13 protein-coding genes are annotated in these 14,389 nt (G+C 71.6%); 10 read left to right on the top strand and 3 right to left on the bottom strand.

The window, feature by feature from the left end:
* Positions 1 to 46 precede the first annotated feature (46 nt).
* From ACGFNP_RS56595 to ACGFNP_RS56585, 3 genes are all read right to left on the bottom strand, one after another.
* Positions 47 to 940: a hypothetical protein gene (locus ACGFNP_RS56595; protein ID WP_358332722.1), complete on the bottom strand. Its 894-nt coding sequence runs from the start codon at positions 938 to 940 to the stop codon at positions 47 to 49.
* Between the two features lie 107 nt (positions 941 to 1,047).
* A complete protein-coding gene (gene rraA / locus ACGFNP_RS56590) occupies positions 1,048 to 1,518 on the bottom strand; it encodes a ribonuclease E activity regulator RraA (RefSeq protein WP_358332719.1) in 471 nt (156 codons plus the stop codon).
* A complete protein-coding gene (locus ACGFNP_RS56585; protein WP_358332716.1) occupies positions 1,515 to 2,213 on the bottom strand; it encodes a GntR family transcriptional regulator in 699 nt (232 codons plus the stop codon). Before ACGFNP_RS56585 ends, rraA begins: the two co-directional genes overlap by 4 nt.
* Before the next feature lie 239 nt (positions 2,214 to 2,452).
* Here ACGFNP_RS56585 and ACGFNP_RS56580 point away from each other — a divergent pair, with 239 nt between their 5' ends.
* From ACGFNP_RS56580 to acnA, 10 genes are read left to right on the top strand one after another with little or no spacing between them, the layout of a single operon-like run.
* A complete protein-coding gene (locus ACGFNP_RS56580; protein WP_393332836.1) occupies positions 2,453 to 3,604 on the top strand; it encodes an ABC transporter substrate-binding protein in 1,152 nt (383 codons plus the stop codon).
* Between the two features lie 21 nt (positions 3,605 to 3,625).
* Complete coding sequence (locus ACGFNP_RS56575; protein WP_393332833.1) at positions 3,626 to 5,371, top strand: ABC transporter permease; 1,746 nt, start codon at positions 3,626 to 3,628, stop codon at positions 5,369 to 5,371.
* Complete coding sequence (locus ACGFNP_RS56570; RefSeq protein ID WP_358332708.1) at positions 5,364 to 6,473, top strand: ABC transporter ATP-binding protein; 1,110 nt, start codon at positions 5,364 to 5,366, stop codon at positions 6,471 to 6,473. The genes ACGFNP_RS56575 and ACGFNP_RS56570 overlap by 8 nt, the downstream gene beginning before the upstream one ends.
* Before the next feature lie 13 nt (positions 6,474 to 6,486).
* Positions 6,487 to 7,557 (top strand): isocitrate/isopropylmalate dehydrogenase family protein, encoded by a 1,071-nt coding sequence (locus tag ACGFNP_RS56565; protein WP_393332829.1) that lies wholly within the window; start codon positions 6,487 to 6,489, stop codon positions 7,555 to 7,557.
* Complete coding sequence (locus tag ACGFNP_RS56560; RefSeq protein WP_393332826.1) at positions 7,554 to 8,201, top strand: aspartate/glutamate racemase family protein; 648 nt, start codon at positions 7,554 to 7,556, stop codon at positions 8,199 to 8,201. Before ACGFNP_RS56565 ends, ACGFNP_RS56560 begins: the two co-directional genes overlap by 4 nt.
* Positions 8,198 to 9,652: a four-carbon acid sugar kinase family protein gene (locus ACGFNP_RS56555; RefSeq protein WP_393332823.1), complete on the top strand. Its 1,455-nt coding sequence runs from the start codon at positions 8,198 to 8,200 to the stop codon at positions 9,650 to 9,652. Before ACGFNP_RS56560 ends, ACGFNP_RS56555 begins: the two co-directional genes overlap by 4 nt.
* Positions 9,649 to 10,335 (top strand): 3-oxo-tetronate 4-phosphate decarboxylase, encoded by a 687-nt coding sequence (otnC, locus tag ACGFNP_RS56550; protein WP_393332820.1) that lies wholly within the window; start codon positions 9,649 to 9,651, stop codon positions 10,333 to 10,335. Before ACGFNP_RS56555 ends, otnC begins: the two co-directional genes overlap by 4 nt.
* Position 10,336: 1 nt before the next feature.
* Complete coding sequence (locus ACGFNP_RS56545; protein WP_393332818.1) at positions 10,337 to 11,392, top strand: Ldh family oxidoreductase; 1,056 nt, start codon at positions 10,337 to 10,339, stop codon at positions 11,390 to 11,392.
* Entirely contained in the window at positions 11,380 to 11,733 is a 354-nt protein-coding gene (locus ACGFNP_RS56540) for a putative quinol monooxygenase (RefSeq protein ID WP_393332816.1), read from the top strand. The genes ACGFNP_RS56545 and ACGFNP_RS56540 overlap by 13 nt, the downstream gene beginning before the upstream one ends.
* Positions 11,734 to 11,773: 40 nt before the next feature.
* Positions 11,774 to 14,380 (top strand): aconitate hydratase AcnA, encoded by a 2,607-nt coding sequence (gene acnA / locus ACGFNP_RS56535; protein WP_393332813.1) that lies wholly within the window; start codon positions 11,774 to 11,776, stop codon positions 14,378 to 14,380.
* Positions 14,381 to 14,389: the final 9 nt, after the last annotated feature.

Here is a 14,389-nt window from a genome sequence, read left to right as displayed (position 1 = left end):
CCCGAGTGTCCGTCAAAGACCCTCGAACTGCCCGGGATTTCGCGCTCTAGACCTTCACCGGGTCGTCCATGACGCCATAGGTGGCCGCCCGGAACAAGAAGGAGGCCCAGGAGCGATAGGGCCGCCACGCCTCGGCCAGCTTCCGGTAGGCGGCCGGCGGCGCGTCCTCCGGCAGGCCGTACGCCTCACGCAGGATCCCGAACAGCCGCGGCTCGTCACCCGGGAACGCGTCCGGCGCGCCCGCGCCGCGGATCAGGATCAGGCCCGCGGAGAACGGCCCCACGCCGGGCAGCGCGCGCAGCTCGGCCAGCGCCTCCTCGGGGGCGAGCGCGCGCAGGTGCTCGGTGGTGAGCACGCCGTCCAGCGCCGCGCCGGCCAGCCCGCGCAGCCACTCCTCCTTCTGCGCGGGCAGCCCGAGGCCGCCGGCCTCCAGCAGGGTCACGGGCGGCGGGAAGGCCGGGTACACCTGCCCGTCCATGGTGACCTTGGCGCCGTACCGCTCCGCGATGCGCTGCTTGATGCGCGCGGCGATGAGCATCGACGAGCGCTGGACGATCACCGCCCAGCACGCCGCCTCCCATGGGCTCCAGAAGCAGACCGGCCGCAGGCCGGGACGGAGCCGCTGCAGGTCGCCGAGCACCGCATCGGCCTCGCCGAGCCCGGCGAAACCGGCGCCGTCCACGTCCAGGGAGAGGATGCGCGCCACCTCACCCCGGATCCCCGGCCCCGCGGCGCGTGTCGTGGCGACGGCCACCCCGCCCGGCGCGGCCGTCACGGTCACGCCGATCGGCCGCCAGTCGGACTCCGCCGCGTAGGCGAAGCGCAGCGCCCGCCCGTCGGACGGCAGCGCGCTGGTGGCCGGCCAGTCTTCGACGAAGCGCAGCGAGGCGCCGAAGTCGAACGGGCCCTCGGCGGTGAGCGTGAATCCGTGCGTGGTCATGGGCCGTATGGTAGGAGGCCGAGCGGCCCGGCGGGGACGCGTCTGGCCCTTCAGGCCCGCGTCTGGCGCTCAGGCCCGCGTCTGGCCCTTAGACCCGCGTCTGGCGCTCAGGCCCGCGTCACCAGGATGCCGTCGTCGTCGCTGAACAGGTCGGCGCCTGGACGGAAGGTGACGTTGCCGAAGGTGACGGGGACGTCGCGCTCGCCGGTGCCTTGCTTGTCGCTCTTGCGGGGGTTCGAGCCGAGCGCTTTGACGCCCAGGTCCATTTCGCGCAGAGCGGCGACGTCCCGTACGGCTCCGTTGATCACCACGCCGGACCAGCCGTTGGAGACGGCCAGCCCGGCGATGAGGTCGCCCATGAGGGCGGCGTGCAGGGAGCCGCCGCCGTCCACGACGAGCACGCGTCCGGCTCCCGGCTCCGACAGGGCGGACTTGAGCAGGACGTTGTCCTGGTGGCAGCGGACGGTCGCGATCGGGCCGGCGAAGGCGTGGCGCCCGCCGTACTGGCGTAGTTGCAGGTCGCAGGAGTCGAGGCGGTCGCCGTGCTCGTCGTACAGGTCTGCCGTGACGATGGTCATGACGCGTCCTCCTGGTCGCCGGATGAATGCTTGCGGAGCCGCCAGGCGGCCTGGGCGCCGAGGCTGGTGTCGATGTGCTCGCGCATGACGGTGGCGGCGCCGTCGGCGTCGCCCGCGATCACACACTCCAGCAGCGCCTCGTGCTCGGCGGCCTTGCGGTCGCGGGCCTGCTGGCCGCGTTCGACCTCCAGGGCGAGCCGGCGGTAGCGGTCGGCCTTGTCCCACAGGCTGTCGAGCGTCTGGATCAGCAAGTCGTTGTGCGAGGCGGCGTAGAGCGCGGTGTGGAACCTGCGGTGGGCGACGAGGTGCTCGTAGGCGGGGTTGCCGGGCAGCGGCTTGAGCCCGTCGGCGGCGGCGCGCATCTCGGCGATGTCGGCCTTGGTCCGGCGTTCGGCGGCCAGCGCGACCGCCAGGGGGTCGAGGGAGCGCCGCATCTCCAGCAGGTCGCGGGCCTCCTCCGCGGCCAGGGGAGCGACGCGGGCGTCGCGGTGGGCGTCCAGCTCCACCAGCCCCTCACTCTTGAGCCGGCGCAGGGCCTCACGCAGGGGAGTGGTGCTGATGCCGATGTCGCGGGCCAGCCTGGCCTGCGCGATGACGGAGCCGGGTGGTAGCTCGCCGGACAGTATCCGCTCCTTGACCCGCAGGTAGGCGTAGTCCGCCTTGGTGGAGTAGAGCTCTGCCGCTGGTTCGCTCATCGCTGTCCCGTCTCATCGGTCACGGTTATAACCTACACCGCTCCGCGTCTTTGTCGCCAAGCCCTGGGCCCTCTTGTGCATGCCTTACGTGGGGTCTGTAGCACCCGATATAAGGCATCATGGCAGCTAGAGAACGTTACGTTCCGGAAACAAAGGGTTGACGTCATAGGTTATAACGAGCAGAGTGTGCGCCATCGCAGGCGACGGCGGCCAGCCTCGCTTGGTCTAGGAGGAAGCACATGACCACCTTCCACCCCACTTTCCGCGCCATCGGTGCCGCCGTACTCGCGCTCGGGCTCGTCACGGCCTGCGGCGGCGGCGGTGGCGGCGAGGCGGCGAAGAAGCCGCCGGCCAACCCGATCGCCACGGGGCAGGTTCCGTCGTACTACCCGAGCGCCTACAGCCAGATCGTGGAGGCCTCCAAGAAGGAGGGCGGCACGCTCACCATCTACTCCAACACCGACCAGGAGAACTGGGCGCCGATCTTCCGCGACTTCCAGAAGAAGTACCCCTGGGTGACCAAGATCGCGGCCAACAACCTGGACAGCGACGAGGTGTTCCAGCGCCTGCTGAGCGAGCAGGCCACCGGCAACTCGCCCGCGGACCTGGCGGTCTCGAACGCCGCCCAGGCGTGGGCCGACTTCGCCGCCCGGCCCGGCACGCTGCTGGACTACGCCTCGCCGGAGCGGGACAAACTCCCAGACTTCGCCGAGCCGCTGCCGAAGGTCTACGCGATGTCGGTGGACCCGCTGTCGATCGCGTACAACACCTCGTTGCTGCCGGAGAAGCCGACCGGCCTGAAGAGCCTGGCGGCGATCCTGGCCAAGGACTCCGCCCAGTACAAGAACAAGATCACCACGCGGGACGTGAGCGGCGCCTTCGGCTTCACCGTCTCGCACGCCTTCACCGAGGCCCGCCCCGGCTCCTGGGCATCGCTCCAGTCGGTCCTGCCGATGGCCCGCCCGGAGACCTCCTCGGGCACCCAGCTGGAGAAGATCACCTCCGGCGAGTACGTGGCCGGCTTCTTTGTCAGCGCCGCCCCGGCCTACCCGGTGGTGGCCAAGAGCGGCGGCCTGCTGGCGATCTCCTTCCTGGACGACGGCACCGTGGCGCTGCCGCGCGGCATCGGCATCGCCGCCAAGGCACCGCACCCGGCGACGGCGAAGCTGTTCGTGGACTTCGTCCTGTCGCAGGAGGGACAGCGGGCGGTGGCCGAGGGCGGGCTCACCTCCTATCGCGACGACGTCCCCGCGAGTGACGGCCTGCACACCTACCAGGAGCTCGTGAAGTCCGTGGGCGAGGCCAACGTGATCCTCGCCAAGTACACGAAGGTCCCCGAGGACCAGGTCAAGTCCTTCACCGCCAAGTGGAACGGCCTGCTCGGTCACTGACCGGCAGGCGAAAGGATCGAGATGACCACCCTGTCCCCGCCGCGTCAGGTGGAGCCCCCGCCGCGCTACCGCAGGCCGCTGGGGCTGGCCCGGGAGACCTGGCTGCAGTACGGCGTGCTGGTCCTGCTCGCCGTCCTGGTGCTGGCGCCGGTCGTCCCGACGCTGCACCAGTCCTTCCTGGACCGCCCCCTGTACGAGGCGGGCGGCGTCCTGGGCGCCGGCAACTACGTGCGGCTGTTCACCGAGGCGGGCTTCGGCCGTGTCGTGCTCAACACGGCGCTGTTCGCCGGGCTCACCACCGTGCTCAGCCTGCTGATCGCGGTGCCGATGGCCGTGGTGGTGGTCCGCACCAAGCTGCCCGGCGGCCGGGTGTTCGCCGCCGCCATGCAGTGGCCGTTCTTCATCTCCTCGCTGATCCTCGGCTTCGGCTGGATCACCATGTACGGCCCGGCCGGGTTCGTCAGCGTCGAGGTACGCAGGGCCCTCGGCTTCCTGCCGTGGAACCTGTACTCCATCCCCGGCATGGCGGTGACCGAGGCGGTGGCGCTGGCCCCCATCGCCTACACCTTCTGCGCCAACGCGCTGCGCCAGAGCGACGCCTCGCTGGAGTCGGCCGCGCAGGTGTGCGGGGCGGGCCCGCTGCGGATCCTGCGGTCGGTGGTCCTGCCGCTGCTGCGCCCGCCGATCGTCTACAGCTCGATCCTGGTGATCAGCATGGCGGTCGAGACGCTGAGCGTGCCGCTGCTGTTCGGCCAGCCGGTGGGGATCGACGTCTTCTCCACCTTCCTCTATCGCAACGGCCTGCAGTCGATCAGCCCGGACTACGGAGTGCTCGGCGCGGCCTCGGCCATCATCCTGCTGGTCACGATCAGCCTGGTCGCCCTGCAGGCCAAGCTGCTGAAGAACGCCCAGCGGTTCGTCTCCGTACGCGGGAAGGCCACCCGTCCGCGCCGCCTGGACCTGGGCTGGCTGAAGTGGCTGAGCGTGGCCGTCATCGGCTTCTACGTGGTGATGGGCGCTCTGGTGCCCATCGGCGGGCTGATCTTCCGCTCGTTCACGCAGATCTTCACGCCGCTGCAGTCGCCGTTCAAGACCCTCACCGGCGACAACTACGAGCGGATCTTCACCTATCCGGTGTACGTGCAGTCCATCGTCAACAGCCTCATCGTGGCCTCGGTCGGCGCCGTCCTGGTGAGCGCGTTGTCGCTGCTGGCGGTGATGGTGTCGCGGCGTTCGACCTTCCGCTTCGCCCGCGCGGTGGAGTACCTGGCGCTCGCCCCGCAGGCGATGCCCGGCATCATCGTCGGCATCGGCCTGTTCTGGGCGCTGGCCTTCGCGCCCTTCGGGCTGGGCTCCCTCATCCAAGGGACGCTGTGGGCGCTGATCATCGGCTTCGGGCTGCGCGCGCTGCCCAGCGGGTTCGGCTCGATCTCCCCGTCGGTCATGCAGATCGGCCGGGAGCTCGACAACGCCGCCCGGGTGTCGGGAGCCGACTGGGTGCGTACGTTCACCCGCATCCTGGCCGCGCTGCTGCGGCCGGCGTTCGCCGGGGCGCTGATCCTGACGTTCGTCACGCTGCTCAAGGAGTACTCGCCCGCGGTGTTCCTGGGCTCGGCGGACTCCAACATCATCGGCACGACGATGCTCGAACTGTGGGTGCAGGGCAACACCGGCTCCGTGGCCGCGCTGGCCAGCCTGCAGATCGCCATTACGGCGACCTTCGTCGGACTCGCCGGACTACTTCTCAAGGGACGCAACGATGCCTGAGGTCAAGGTCACCAGCCTGTGCAAGCAGTTCGGCGACAACGCCGTCCTGCGTGACATCACCTTCACCATCGCCGACGGCGAGTTCTTCACCTTGCTGGGCCCCAGCGGCTGCGGCAAGTCCACCACGCTGGCCTGCATCGCCGGGCTGGAGCGGCCGACCGACGGCAGCATCGCCGTCGGAGCGGCCACCTTCGTCGACGCGGGCACGTTCGTGCCGCCCGAGGGCCGCAACCTCGGGATGGTGTTCCAGTCGTACGCGCTGTGGCCGCACATGACCGTCGCCCAGAACCTGGCCATGCCCCTCAAGATCCGCAAAGTCGACCGGCGCAAGCAGGACGAGCTCATCACCGAGGCCCTGGGCAAGGTGGGCCTGGCCGAGCTGAAGGACCGCTACCCGCACCAGCTCTCCGGCGGCCAGCAACAGCGCGTCGCCCTCGCCCGCGCCCTGGTCTACTCGCCCAGCGTGCTGCTGCTGGACGAGCCGCTGTCCAACCTCGACGCGCAACTGCGCGAGCAGGCCCGCGCCTGGCTCAAGAGGCTGCAGGAGGAGCTCGGCATCACCACCGTCTACGTCACCCACGACCAGGAGGAGGCCCTGGCGCTGAGCGACCGCATCGCGGTGATGTCCAAGGGCGACATGGTGCAGATCGGCACCCCCATGGAGATCTACGAGACGCCCGCCACCGCGGAGGTGGCCGCCTTCGTCGGACGATGCAACTTCCTCACCGGCACGGCGACCGGCCCGCAGGAGGTGCGGCTGGACTGCACCGGCCAGACCATCACCGTCCAGCCCGGCGCCGCGGCCACCGGGCAGGCGGTCAGCGTGGCCGTCCGCCCCGAACGGCTGGAGATCCTGCCCACCGGACGTGCGACCCCCGACGGCGTGAACGTACTCACCGCCCAGGTGCTCACCAGCTCCTACATCGGCTCCCGCTACGAGTACGGCCTCCGCCTGGGCAACCAGATCATCCAGGTCGAGAGCGCCCGCCCCGGCCTGGCCGGAGAGGTCACCCTCCTCGCCGAGCCAGCGGCCTGCCTCGTCTACCCGACCACCGGCGTCCTGCCTCAGGACGTGCAGGCACTCGTCACCGTCACTGATTGAAGAAGGACAAAACGTGACCTCTTACCGTCTTGGCGTACTCGAAGGTGACGGCATCGGCCCCGAGATCGTCCCCGCGTCGGTTCTGGTCGTGGACGCCGCGCTCGCGGCGGCCGGTGCGTCACCGGTCGAGTGGGTGGAGCTGCCGCTGGGCGGCTCGGCCATCGACACGCACGGGGACGCCGTACCGGACTCGACGCTGACCGCGCTCGCCGGGCTGGACGCCTGGCTGCTCGGCCCGCACGACAGCGCCGCCTACCCCGAGCCGCACCGCTCCCGCCTCAATCCCAGCGGCACCATCCGCAAGCACTTCGACCTGTTCGCCAACATCCGCCCGGCCAAGTCGTTCGAGGGGGCCGACGCGGTCGTCCCGGGCACCGACCTGGTCATCGTCCGGGAGAACACCCAGGGCTTCTACGCCGACCGCAGCACCTACAAGGGCAGCGGCGAGTTCATGCCCACCCCCGACGTGGCTATCGCCATGGGCATCATCACCCGGCCCGCGGTCGAGCGGATCGCCGTCGAGGCCTTCGAACTCGCCTCCCGCCGGCGCGGCAAGCTCACCATCGTGCACAAGGCGAACGTGCTGAAGATGACCACCGGCCTGTTCCGCGACGTCTGCCAGGAGGTGGGCGCCCGCTACCCGCACGTCACGGTGGACGACTTCCACATCGACGCGATGACCGTCCACCTGGTGCGCCGGGCTGACGGCTTCGACGTCATCGTCACCGAGAACATGTTCGGCGACATCCTGTCCGACCTGGCGGGCGAGATCGCCGGCTCACTCGGCATCGCCCCGTCCATCAACGCCTCCAACGAGCGCGCCATGGCCCAGGCCGCCCACGGCTCGGCCCCCGACATCGCCGGACGGGACCTGGCCAACCCGATCGCGATGATCCTGTCCAGCGCCATGCTGCTCGACTGGCTCGCCACCCGCCACCAGGACGCCACGCTGAGCCAGGCCGCCGCGCTGATCGAGGCGGCGGTCGCCGACACCGTCCGCTCCGGCACCCGTACCCGCGACATGGGCGGCACGGCGGGCACCCGCGCGTTCGCCGAGGCCGTCGCGGCCGGTGTGAAGCGATGAGCTTCACGGTCGCGGTCGTCAACGCCACGCCCGCCTCCATGCGGCCCGCCACCGACGGGCTCGGCCAAGGATTCCCCGAGGCCGCCGCCTGGCACCTGATGGACGACCGGCTCGTGACGGAGGCGGACGCGGCAGGGGGGATGACGCCCGCTCTGACCCGCCGGATGCTGGCCCTCATCGATTACGCGGTGCGCGGCGGCGCGGACGCCGTGCTGCTGTCCTGCTCGATGTACGGCCCCGCCGCCGAGCTGGCGCGGCGGTTGCACAACGTACCGGTGACGGGCTCGGACGAGGCGATGTTCGCCGACGTCGCCCAGCGGCGCCCCGGCAAGGTCCTCATGCTCGGCTCACTCGACTCGGCGGCGGCGGATTCGGCGCGGCGGCTACAGCGTGTCGCCGAGGGCGTCGAGGTGAAGGGGGTCGCGGCGCCCGGGGCCGCCGCCGCAGCCGCTGTGCGCGACTGGCCGGCCCTGGTGGACGCGCTCGCGCGGGCCGCCGAGCCCTCTCTCGGCCTGGCCGAGCTGGTCCTGCTCGGCCAGTACTCGATCAGCCCCGTGCACGCCGAACTGGCCGACCGGCTCGGCGTGCCGGTGCTCAGCCCACCGCTCATGGCGGCGCGGGCGCTGCGCGAGGCGCTGGTATGAGCCCTTCGCTCGGCTGCGTCGCCGACGACTACACCGGCGGCACCGACGTCGCCGCGGCGCTGCGGCGGTCGGGGCTGCGCACGGTCCTGCTGTTCTGCACGCCACCGCACGGGACGGCTGTTCCGGACTGCGACGCCGTCGTGATCGCGCTGAAGACCCGTTCCGTGCCGGTGGAGACGGCCGTGGCGGAGTCGCTGGCCGCGTGGCGGTGGCTGGCCGGGCAGGGCGTGGGTCGCATCTACGTGAAGTACTGCTCCACCTTCGACTCCACCGACGACGGCAACATCGGCCCGGTCGCCGACGTGCTGGTGGAGGCGGCAGGGGCGCGGCTGACCGTCGCCTGTCCGGCCTCGCCGGAGCACGGCCGCACTGTCTATCAGGGGCATCTGTTCGTCGGTGACCGGCTGCTGTCGGAGTCGCCGATGCGGCACCACCCGCTCACCCCGATGACCGACTCGGACCTGGTACGGGTGCTGGGACGGCAGACGCCGCACCCTGTGGCGCTGGTCCCGCACGCGGTGGTCGCGCGCGGAGCCGACGCCGTACGCGCGGCCCTGGACGACCTGGAGGCGCGCGGCGTCCGCCATGCCGTGACCGACGCCATTGACGACCACGACCTCGACACGATCGCCCGCGCCACCGCCCACCTGCCGGTCATCACCGGCGCGGCAGGGTTGGGCCGCGCGGCAGGCACACTCCTGGCCGCTGGCACGCCCGGCCCCACGGGCGTTCCCGGCGTGTCAGGCCCGACAACGACGACCGGCTCGACCGGGGCGACCGGCCCGATCGAGACGTCTGCCGCAGTCGGGATGTCCGGCCCGACCGGGGTGGCCGCTCCGGATGGGGTGGCCGGCCCGAGCGGGGTGTCCGGCGCGACCGGGGAGACCGGGGCGTCTGATGTGGTCCAGGTGCCCGGCGAGGTCGCGGTGTCTGGGGCGACCAGCTCGGGTAGTGCGGTCGGGATGCCCGAGCTGCCGGCGGGGCCCAGTGTGGTGCTCGCGGGGAGCTGTTCGGCGGCCACCCTTCAGCAGGTGGCGCGGGCCCGCGAGCGGATGCCCTCCTATCGGCTCCGTCCCGAGAACGGCGGCCTGGTCGAGGAGGCGATCCAGTGGTTGGAGAGCCACTTCGGCGCGGGCGGTCCGGTCATGGTCTACTCGTCGGCCCCGCCCGAGGAGCGCTCGCCGGGCACGGCTGAGCCTCTGGAGCGGGCGCTGGCCGCCGTCGCCGCGCGCGCCGCCGAGCTCGGCGCGCGCCGGTTCGTCGTCGCGGGCGGCGAGACCTCCGGCGCCGTGGTCAACGCGCTCGGCGTCACCGGCGTGATCGTGGGCGCCGAGGCGGACCCGGGCGTGCCGTGGCTGCTCACCACGGGCGACCGGCCGCTGGCGCTGCTGCTCAAATCCGGCAATTTCGGCCGTCCTGACCTCCTGGTCCAGGCCGTGGAGGCGACATGACCGACATATCCGTTCGGATCGCGGAGCTGGGCGCGTCCCTGTTCCGCAGACGGCTGACGCACGGGCGTACCGGCAACATCAGTGCCCGCGCCGGCGAGGGCTTCCTGATCACGCCGACCGGCGGGTCGCTGGGCGACCTCTCGCCCGATGGGCTGTCCCTCGTCGGGCTCGCGGGCGACCACCTGGACGGCCCGCGTCCGTCCAAGGAGGCGTTCCTGCACGCCGCTCTCTACCGCGCCCGCCCGGACGCCGGCGCGGTGGTTCACCTGCACAGCACCCACTCCGTCGCCGTGTCCTGCCACGACGGGCTCGATCCGGACGACGCGCTGCCTCCCCTGACCGCCTACTACGTGATGCGGGTGGGGCGGCTGCCGCTGCTGCCGTACCACGCGCCCGGTGATCCGGCGCTGGGGCCGATCGCCGAGCGGGCCGCCCGCGACGCGCACGCCCTGCTGCTGGCCAACCACGGTCCGATCGTCGCGGGCGCGGACCTGGCGACCGCCGCCGATGTCGTGGAGGAGCTGGAGGAGACCGCGCGACTGTGGCTGCTGCTGCGCGACCGCCCCATCCGCCCCCTGACACCCACGCAGGCCGCCGCACTCCGTGAGGAACCGCCCGCGTCGGCCGCCGTACTCCGTAAGGACCCGCGCGGGCGGCAGTCCTCCGTAAGAAAGGGAAGGTGACATGATCCCGCCGTCCGACCTGGTCGCGTTCGGGACCGCCATTCTGACCTCGCTCGGCGTCCCCGAGCCGGACGCCCGGCTGGTGGCCGACAGCCTGGTCACGACCGACATGCAGGGACACCCCTCGCACGGCATGCTGCGCCTGGAGTGGTACGCCGACCGCCTGCGCTCCGGCGCCATGCGTGCGGTGACCGACGTGGCGACCGTCATCGACGGCGGCGCCGTGGCCGTTCTGGACGGCCGGGACGGTGTCGGCCAGGTCGTCACCGCGTACGCGGCCCGCGACGCCGTACGCCGCGCCGCCGAGCACGGAGTCGGCATGGTCGCGGTCCGCAACAGCAACCATTTCGGCACCGCCGCCTACTTCACCCGCATGATCGCCGCCGAGGGCTGCGTCGCCCTGCTGACCACCAACGGCAGCCCCGCCATGGCCCCGTGGGGCGGCCGGGAGAAGAGCGTCGGCGCGAATCCGTGGTCCATCGCGGTTCCCGGCGGGCGTTTCGGTCCGGTCGTGCTCGACATCGCCAACACCACGGTCGCCCGCGGCAAGATCTACGCCGCGCTGGAACGCGAGCAGCCCATCCCCGACGGCTGGGCCCAGACCGCGGACGGCACCCCCACCACCGACCCGCGCCAGGCGATCGACGGGCTCATCCTGCCCATGGCCGGGCACAAGGGATACGGCATCTCGTTCATGATGGACGTGCTGTCCGGCGTGCTCACCGGCAGCTCCTACGCCACCGACGTGACCGGCCCCTACGTGCCCGACCGCCGCTCCGGCTGCGGCCACCTGCTGCTCGCCCTCCGCCTCGACGCCGTCGCCGACCCCGCCGACTACGCCCACCGGCTCGACGACCTCATCGACCGCACCAAGGCCGTGCCGCGGGCTCCCGGCTTCGACGAGATCTTCTACCCCGGCGAGATCGAGGACCGCAACGCCGCCGAGGCCGCCCTTGCCGGAGTGCGGCTGCCCGAGCGGACCCTGCGCGGCCTCGAACGGCTGGCCAAGGCAGGCGCGATCCCGCTGCCCGACTGGATGAGCGTATGTTCGTCGTGATCGTGCACCTGCGGGTACGCCCCGGCCATCTCGCCGCCTTCCTCGACGGCATCGAGGCCAACGCCCGCGCCACCCGCCGCGAACCCGGCCGCCTGCGCTTCGACGTGCTGCGCGGTCACGAGGATTCGCACCGGTTCACCCTGTACGAGATCTACCGCGGCGAAGCGGCCTTCACCGTGGAGCACCGCTCCGCGCCGCACTATCCCGCCTGGCGAACCGTGGCCGCCGAATGCGTCGAGTCCGGCACGCACCTGAACAGCTTCTGGACGCCTGCCTTCCCCGAGGACCTGCCCGAGGCCGCTGCCGACACCGGCGACCACAGCGGAGAAAGATCATCATGACTGCGATACCCACCAAGGCGCCCTCCGAGCAGGAGGCCTCATGAACAGGCCGGTGACGTCCGAAGACGACGAGTTCTTGCGTGTGGGGTCCCGCGAGTGGCGGATCCACCGCGTCTCTGATCTCGCCCCGCCCCGGTTGCCGTACAGCCTGCGCATCATCCTGGAGAACCTGCTGCGGCACGGCGCTCCGGCCGAGCAGGTACGGGCCGTGGCCGGATGGGAGCCGCGCGCGGACCGGGCCGCGGCCGTGGACCTGCACCCCGCCCGGGTGTTCCTGCACGACACCAACGGCGTGCCCGCGCTCGCCGACCTGGCCGCCATGCGCGACGCGATGGCGGAGCTCGGCGGCGATCCAGACCGCATCAACCCGGCCATCCCCGCCGAACTCATCGTCGACCACTCCATCATCGCCGACGCCTTCGGCCGCCCCGGTGCCCTGGCCCGCAACGCCGAGCTGGAGTACGAGCGCAACGCCGAGCGCTACCGGTTCCTGCACTGGGGCCAGGCGTCGCTGCGCGGCTTCACCGTGGTGCCGCCGGGCAAGGGCATCATGCACCAGATCAACGTGGAACACCTGGCCCGCGTGGTGATGCGCCAGGACGGCGCGGCGTTCCCCGACCTGTGCCTGGGCACCGACTCGCACACCACGATGGTCAACGGGATCGGCACGCTGGGCTGGGGGATCGGCGGTATCGAGGCCGAGGCGGCGATGCTCGGCCAGCCGGTGTCCATCGTCGTGCCCGACGTGGTCGGGGTACGCCTGCACGGCGCGCTCCCTCCGGCCGCCACCGCCACCGACCTCGTCCTGACCCTCACCGAGCTGCTGCGCGCGCACGGCGTGGTCGGCAAGATCGTCGAGTTCCACGGCCCGGGCGTCACCGCGCTGCCGGTGACCGACCGGGTGACCATCTCCAACATGAGCCCCGAGTTCGGCTCCACCGCCGCGCTGTTCCCCATCGACGCGGAGACCATCCGCTACCTGCGCTTCACCGGCCGCGCCGCCGAACACGCGGACCTCGTCGAGTCCTACGCCAGGGCGCAGGGGCTGTGGCACGATCCGCAGTCGCCGCCCGGCTACACCGCCGACCTCGACCTCGACCTGGCCACCGTCGTGCCGTCCATCGCGGGGCCGCGCAGGCCGCAGGACCGCGTCCCGCTCGACGCCGCCAAGGCCGCCTTCCGGGCTCAGGCACGGCCCGAGGTGCGGGCCAGGCTGGGGGAGAGCGGCGAGGAGATCGGCCATGGAGCCGTCGCCATCGCCGCGATCACCTCCTGCACCAACACCTCCAACCCCTCGGTCATGGTCGCCGCCGGGCTGCTCGCCAGGAACGCCGTCCGGCGCGGCCTGCGCGCCAAGCCCTGGGTGAAGACCACCCTGTCGCCCGGCTCGCGCGTCGTCATGGACTACTACGGTGTGGCGGGCCTGACCTCCTACCTGGAGGAACTCGGCTTCCACCTGGCCGGGTTCGGCTGCATGACCTGTATCGGCGCCTCGGGGCCGCTCATCGAGGAGGTGTCCAGGGCGGTGGCCGAGCACGACCTGGACGTGGCCGCGGTCCTGTCGGGCAACCGCAACTTCGAGGGCCGCATCCAGCCGGAGGTTCGCTCCAACTACCTGGCCTCGCCCCCGCTCGTCGTCGCCTACGCCATCGCCGGCACGATGGACCTCGACCTCACCACCGAACCCCTCGGCACGGACCTCGCGGGCCGGCCCGTCTACCTGCGGGATCTCTGGCCGACGGCGGACGAGGTACGCGGTGTGGTCGAGCAGGTGATCCAGCCGTCGATGTTCACCCGCGCCTATGCCGACGTGTTCGACGGCGACGAACGCTGGCAACGGCTGGAGACTCAAAGCTCCGCCACCTTCCCCTGGGACCCCGCATCCACTTACGTGCGCCGCGCCCCCTACGTGGCGGGCATGCCCCTCGAACCACCGCCCGTCACCGACATCGCCGACGCCCGCGTACTGGTCAAACTCGGCGACTTCATCACCACCGACCACATCTCGCCCCCCGGGGCGATCCCGCCCGCCGGTCCCGCCGGCCGCTACCTCACCGGGCTGGGCGTGCCACGTGGCCAGCTCAACACCTACGCCTCCAGGCGTGGCAACCACGATGTGATGATGCGCGGCACCTTCGCCAACGTACGGCTGCGCAACCAGCTCGTCCCCGGCACCGAAGGTGGGTTCACCCCGAACTTCCTCGACGGCGGCACGATCACCACTGTCTACGAAACCGCCTGCGCGTACCGGGCGGCGTCGGTCCCGGCCGTGGTGCTCGCCGGGGAGGGTTACGGCGCCGGCTCCTCCCGCGACTGGGCCGCCAAGGGCCCCGCGCTGCTGGGCGTGCGGGCCGTCATCGCCAAGTCGTTCGAGCGCATCCACCGATCGAACCTGGTGGGCATGGGTATCCTCCCGCTGCAGTTCATGCCTGGCGAGGGCACCGACGAGCTCGGACTGACGGGCCGGGAGATCATCACGATCCGCGGCCTCGGCCCGATCGGCGACGGCCTGGTTCCGCCCACGCTGACCGTCACCGCCGGTGACATCGCCTTCCAGGTGACTGTCCGCCTCGACACGAGACGGGAAGCCGACTATTACCGGCATGGCGGCATCATGCCCTATGTCCTGCGGGGCCTCTTGGCCTGAGGGCCACGC

This window comes from Nonomuraea sp. NPDC049269 (genome assembly GCF_043197155.1).
Lineage (GTDB): Bacteria > Actinomycetota > Actinomycetes > Streptosporangiales > Streptosporangiaceae > Nonomuraea.
Note: the sequence above shows the minus strand (reverse complement) of the source record. Positions and strands in the feature narration are given on the sequence as shown.

What these genes read in the sequence shown, in the direction of transcription:
- ACGFNP_RS56575 (WP_393332833.1), top strand. Translation starts at nt 3,626, where the DNA reads ATGACCACCCTGTCCCCGCCGCGTCAGGTGGAGCCCCCGCCGCGCTAC.
- ACGFNP_RS56545 (WP_393332818.1), top strand. Translation starts at nt 10,337, where the DNA reads ATGATCCCGCCGTCCGACCTGGTCGCGTTCGGGACCGCCATTCTGACC.
- ACGFNP_RS56555 (WP_393332823.1), top strand. Translation starts at nt 8,198, where the DNA reads ATGAGCCCTTCGCTCGGCTGCGTCGCCGACGACTACACCGGCGGCACC.
- ACGFNP_RS56560 (WP_393332826.1), top strand. Translation starts at nt 7,554, where the DNA reads ATGAGCTTCACGGTCGCGGTCGTCAACGCCACGCCCGCCTCCATGCGG.
- ACGFNP_RS56585 (WP_358332716.1), bottom strand. Translation starts at nt 2,213, where the DNA reads ATGAGCGAACCAGCGGCAGAGCTCTACTCCACCAAGGCGGACTACGCC.
- ACGFNP_RS56570 (WP_358332708.1), top strand. Translation starts at nt 5,364, where the DNA reads ATGCCTGAGGTCAAGGTCACCAGCCTGTGCAAGCAGTTCGGCGACAAC.
- ACGFNP_RS56540 (WP_393332816.1), top strand. Translation starts at nt 11,380, where the DNA reads ATGTTCGTCGTGATCGTGCACCTGCGGGTACGCCCCGGCCATCTCGCC.
- ACGFNP_RS56580 (WP_393332836.1), top strand. Translation starts at nt 2,453, where the DNA reads ATGACCACCTTCCACCCCACTTTCCGCGCCATCGGTGCCGCCGTACTC.
- rraA (WP_358332719.1), bottom strand. Translation starts at nt 1,518, where the DNA reads ATGACCATCGTCACGGCAGACCTGTACGACGAGCACGGCGACCGCCTC.
- acnA (WP_393332813.1), top strand. Translation starts at nt 11,774, where the DNA reads ATGAACAGGCCGGTGACGTCCGAAGACGACGAGTTCTTGCGTGTGGGG.
- otnC (WP_393332820.1), top strand. Translation starts at nt 9,649, where the DNA reads ATGACCGACATATCCGTTCGGATCGCGGAGCTGGGCGCGTCCCTGTTC.
- ACGFNP_RS56595 (WP_358332722.1), bottom strand. Translation starts at nt 940, where the DNA reads ATGACCACGCACGGATTCACGCTCACCGCCGAGGGCCCGTTCGACTTC.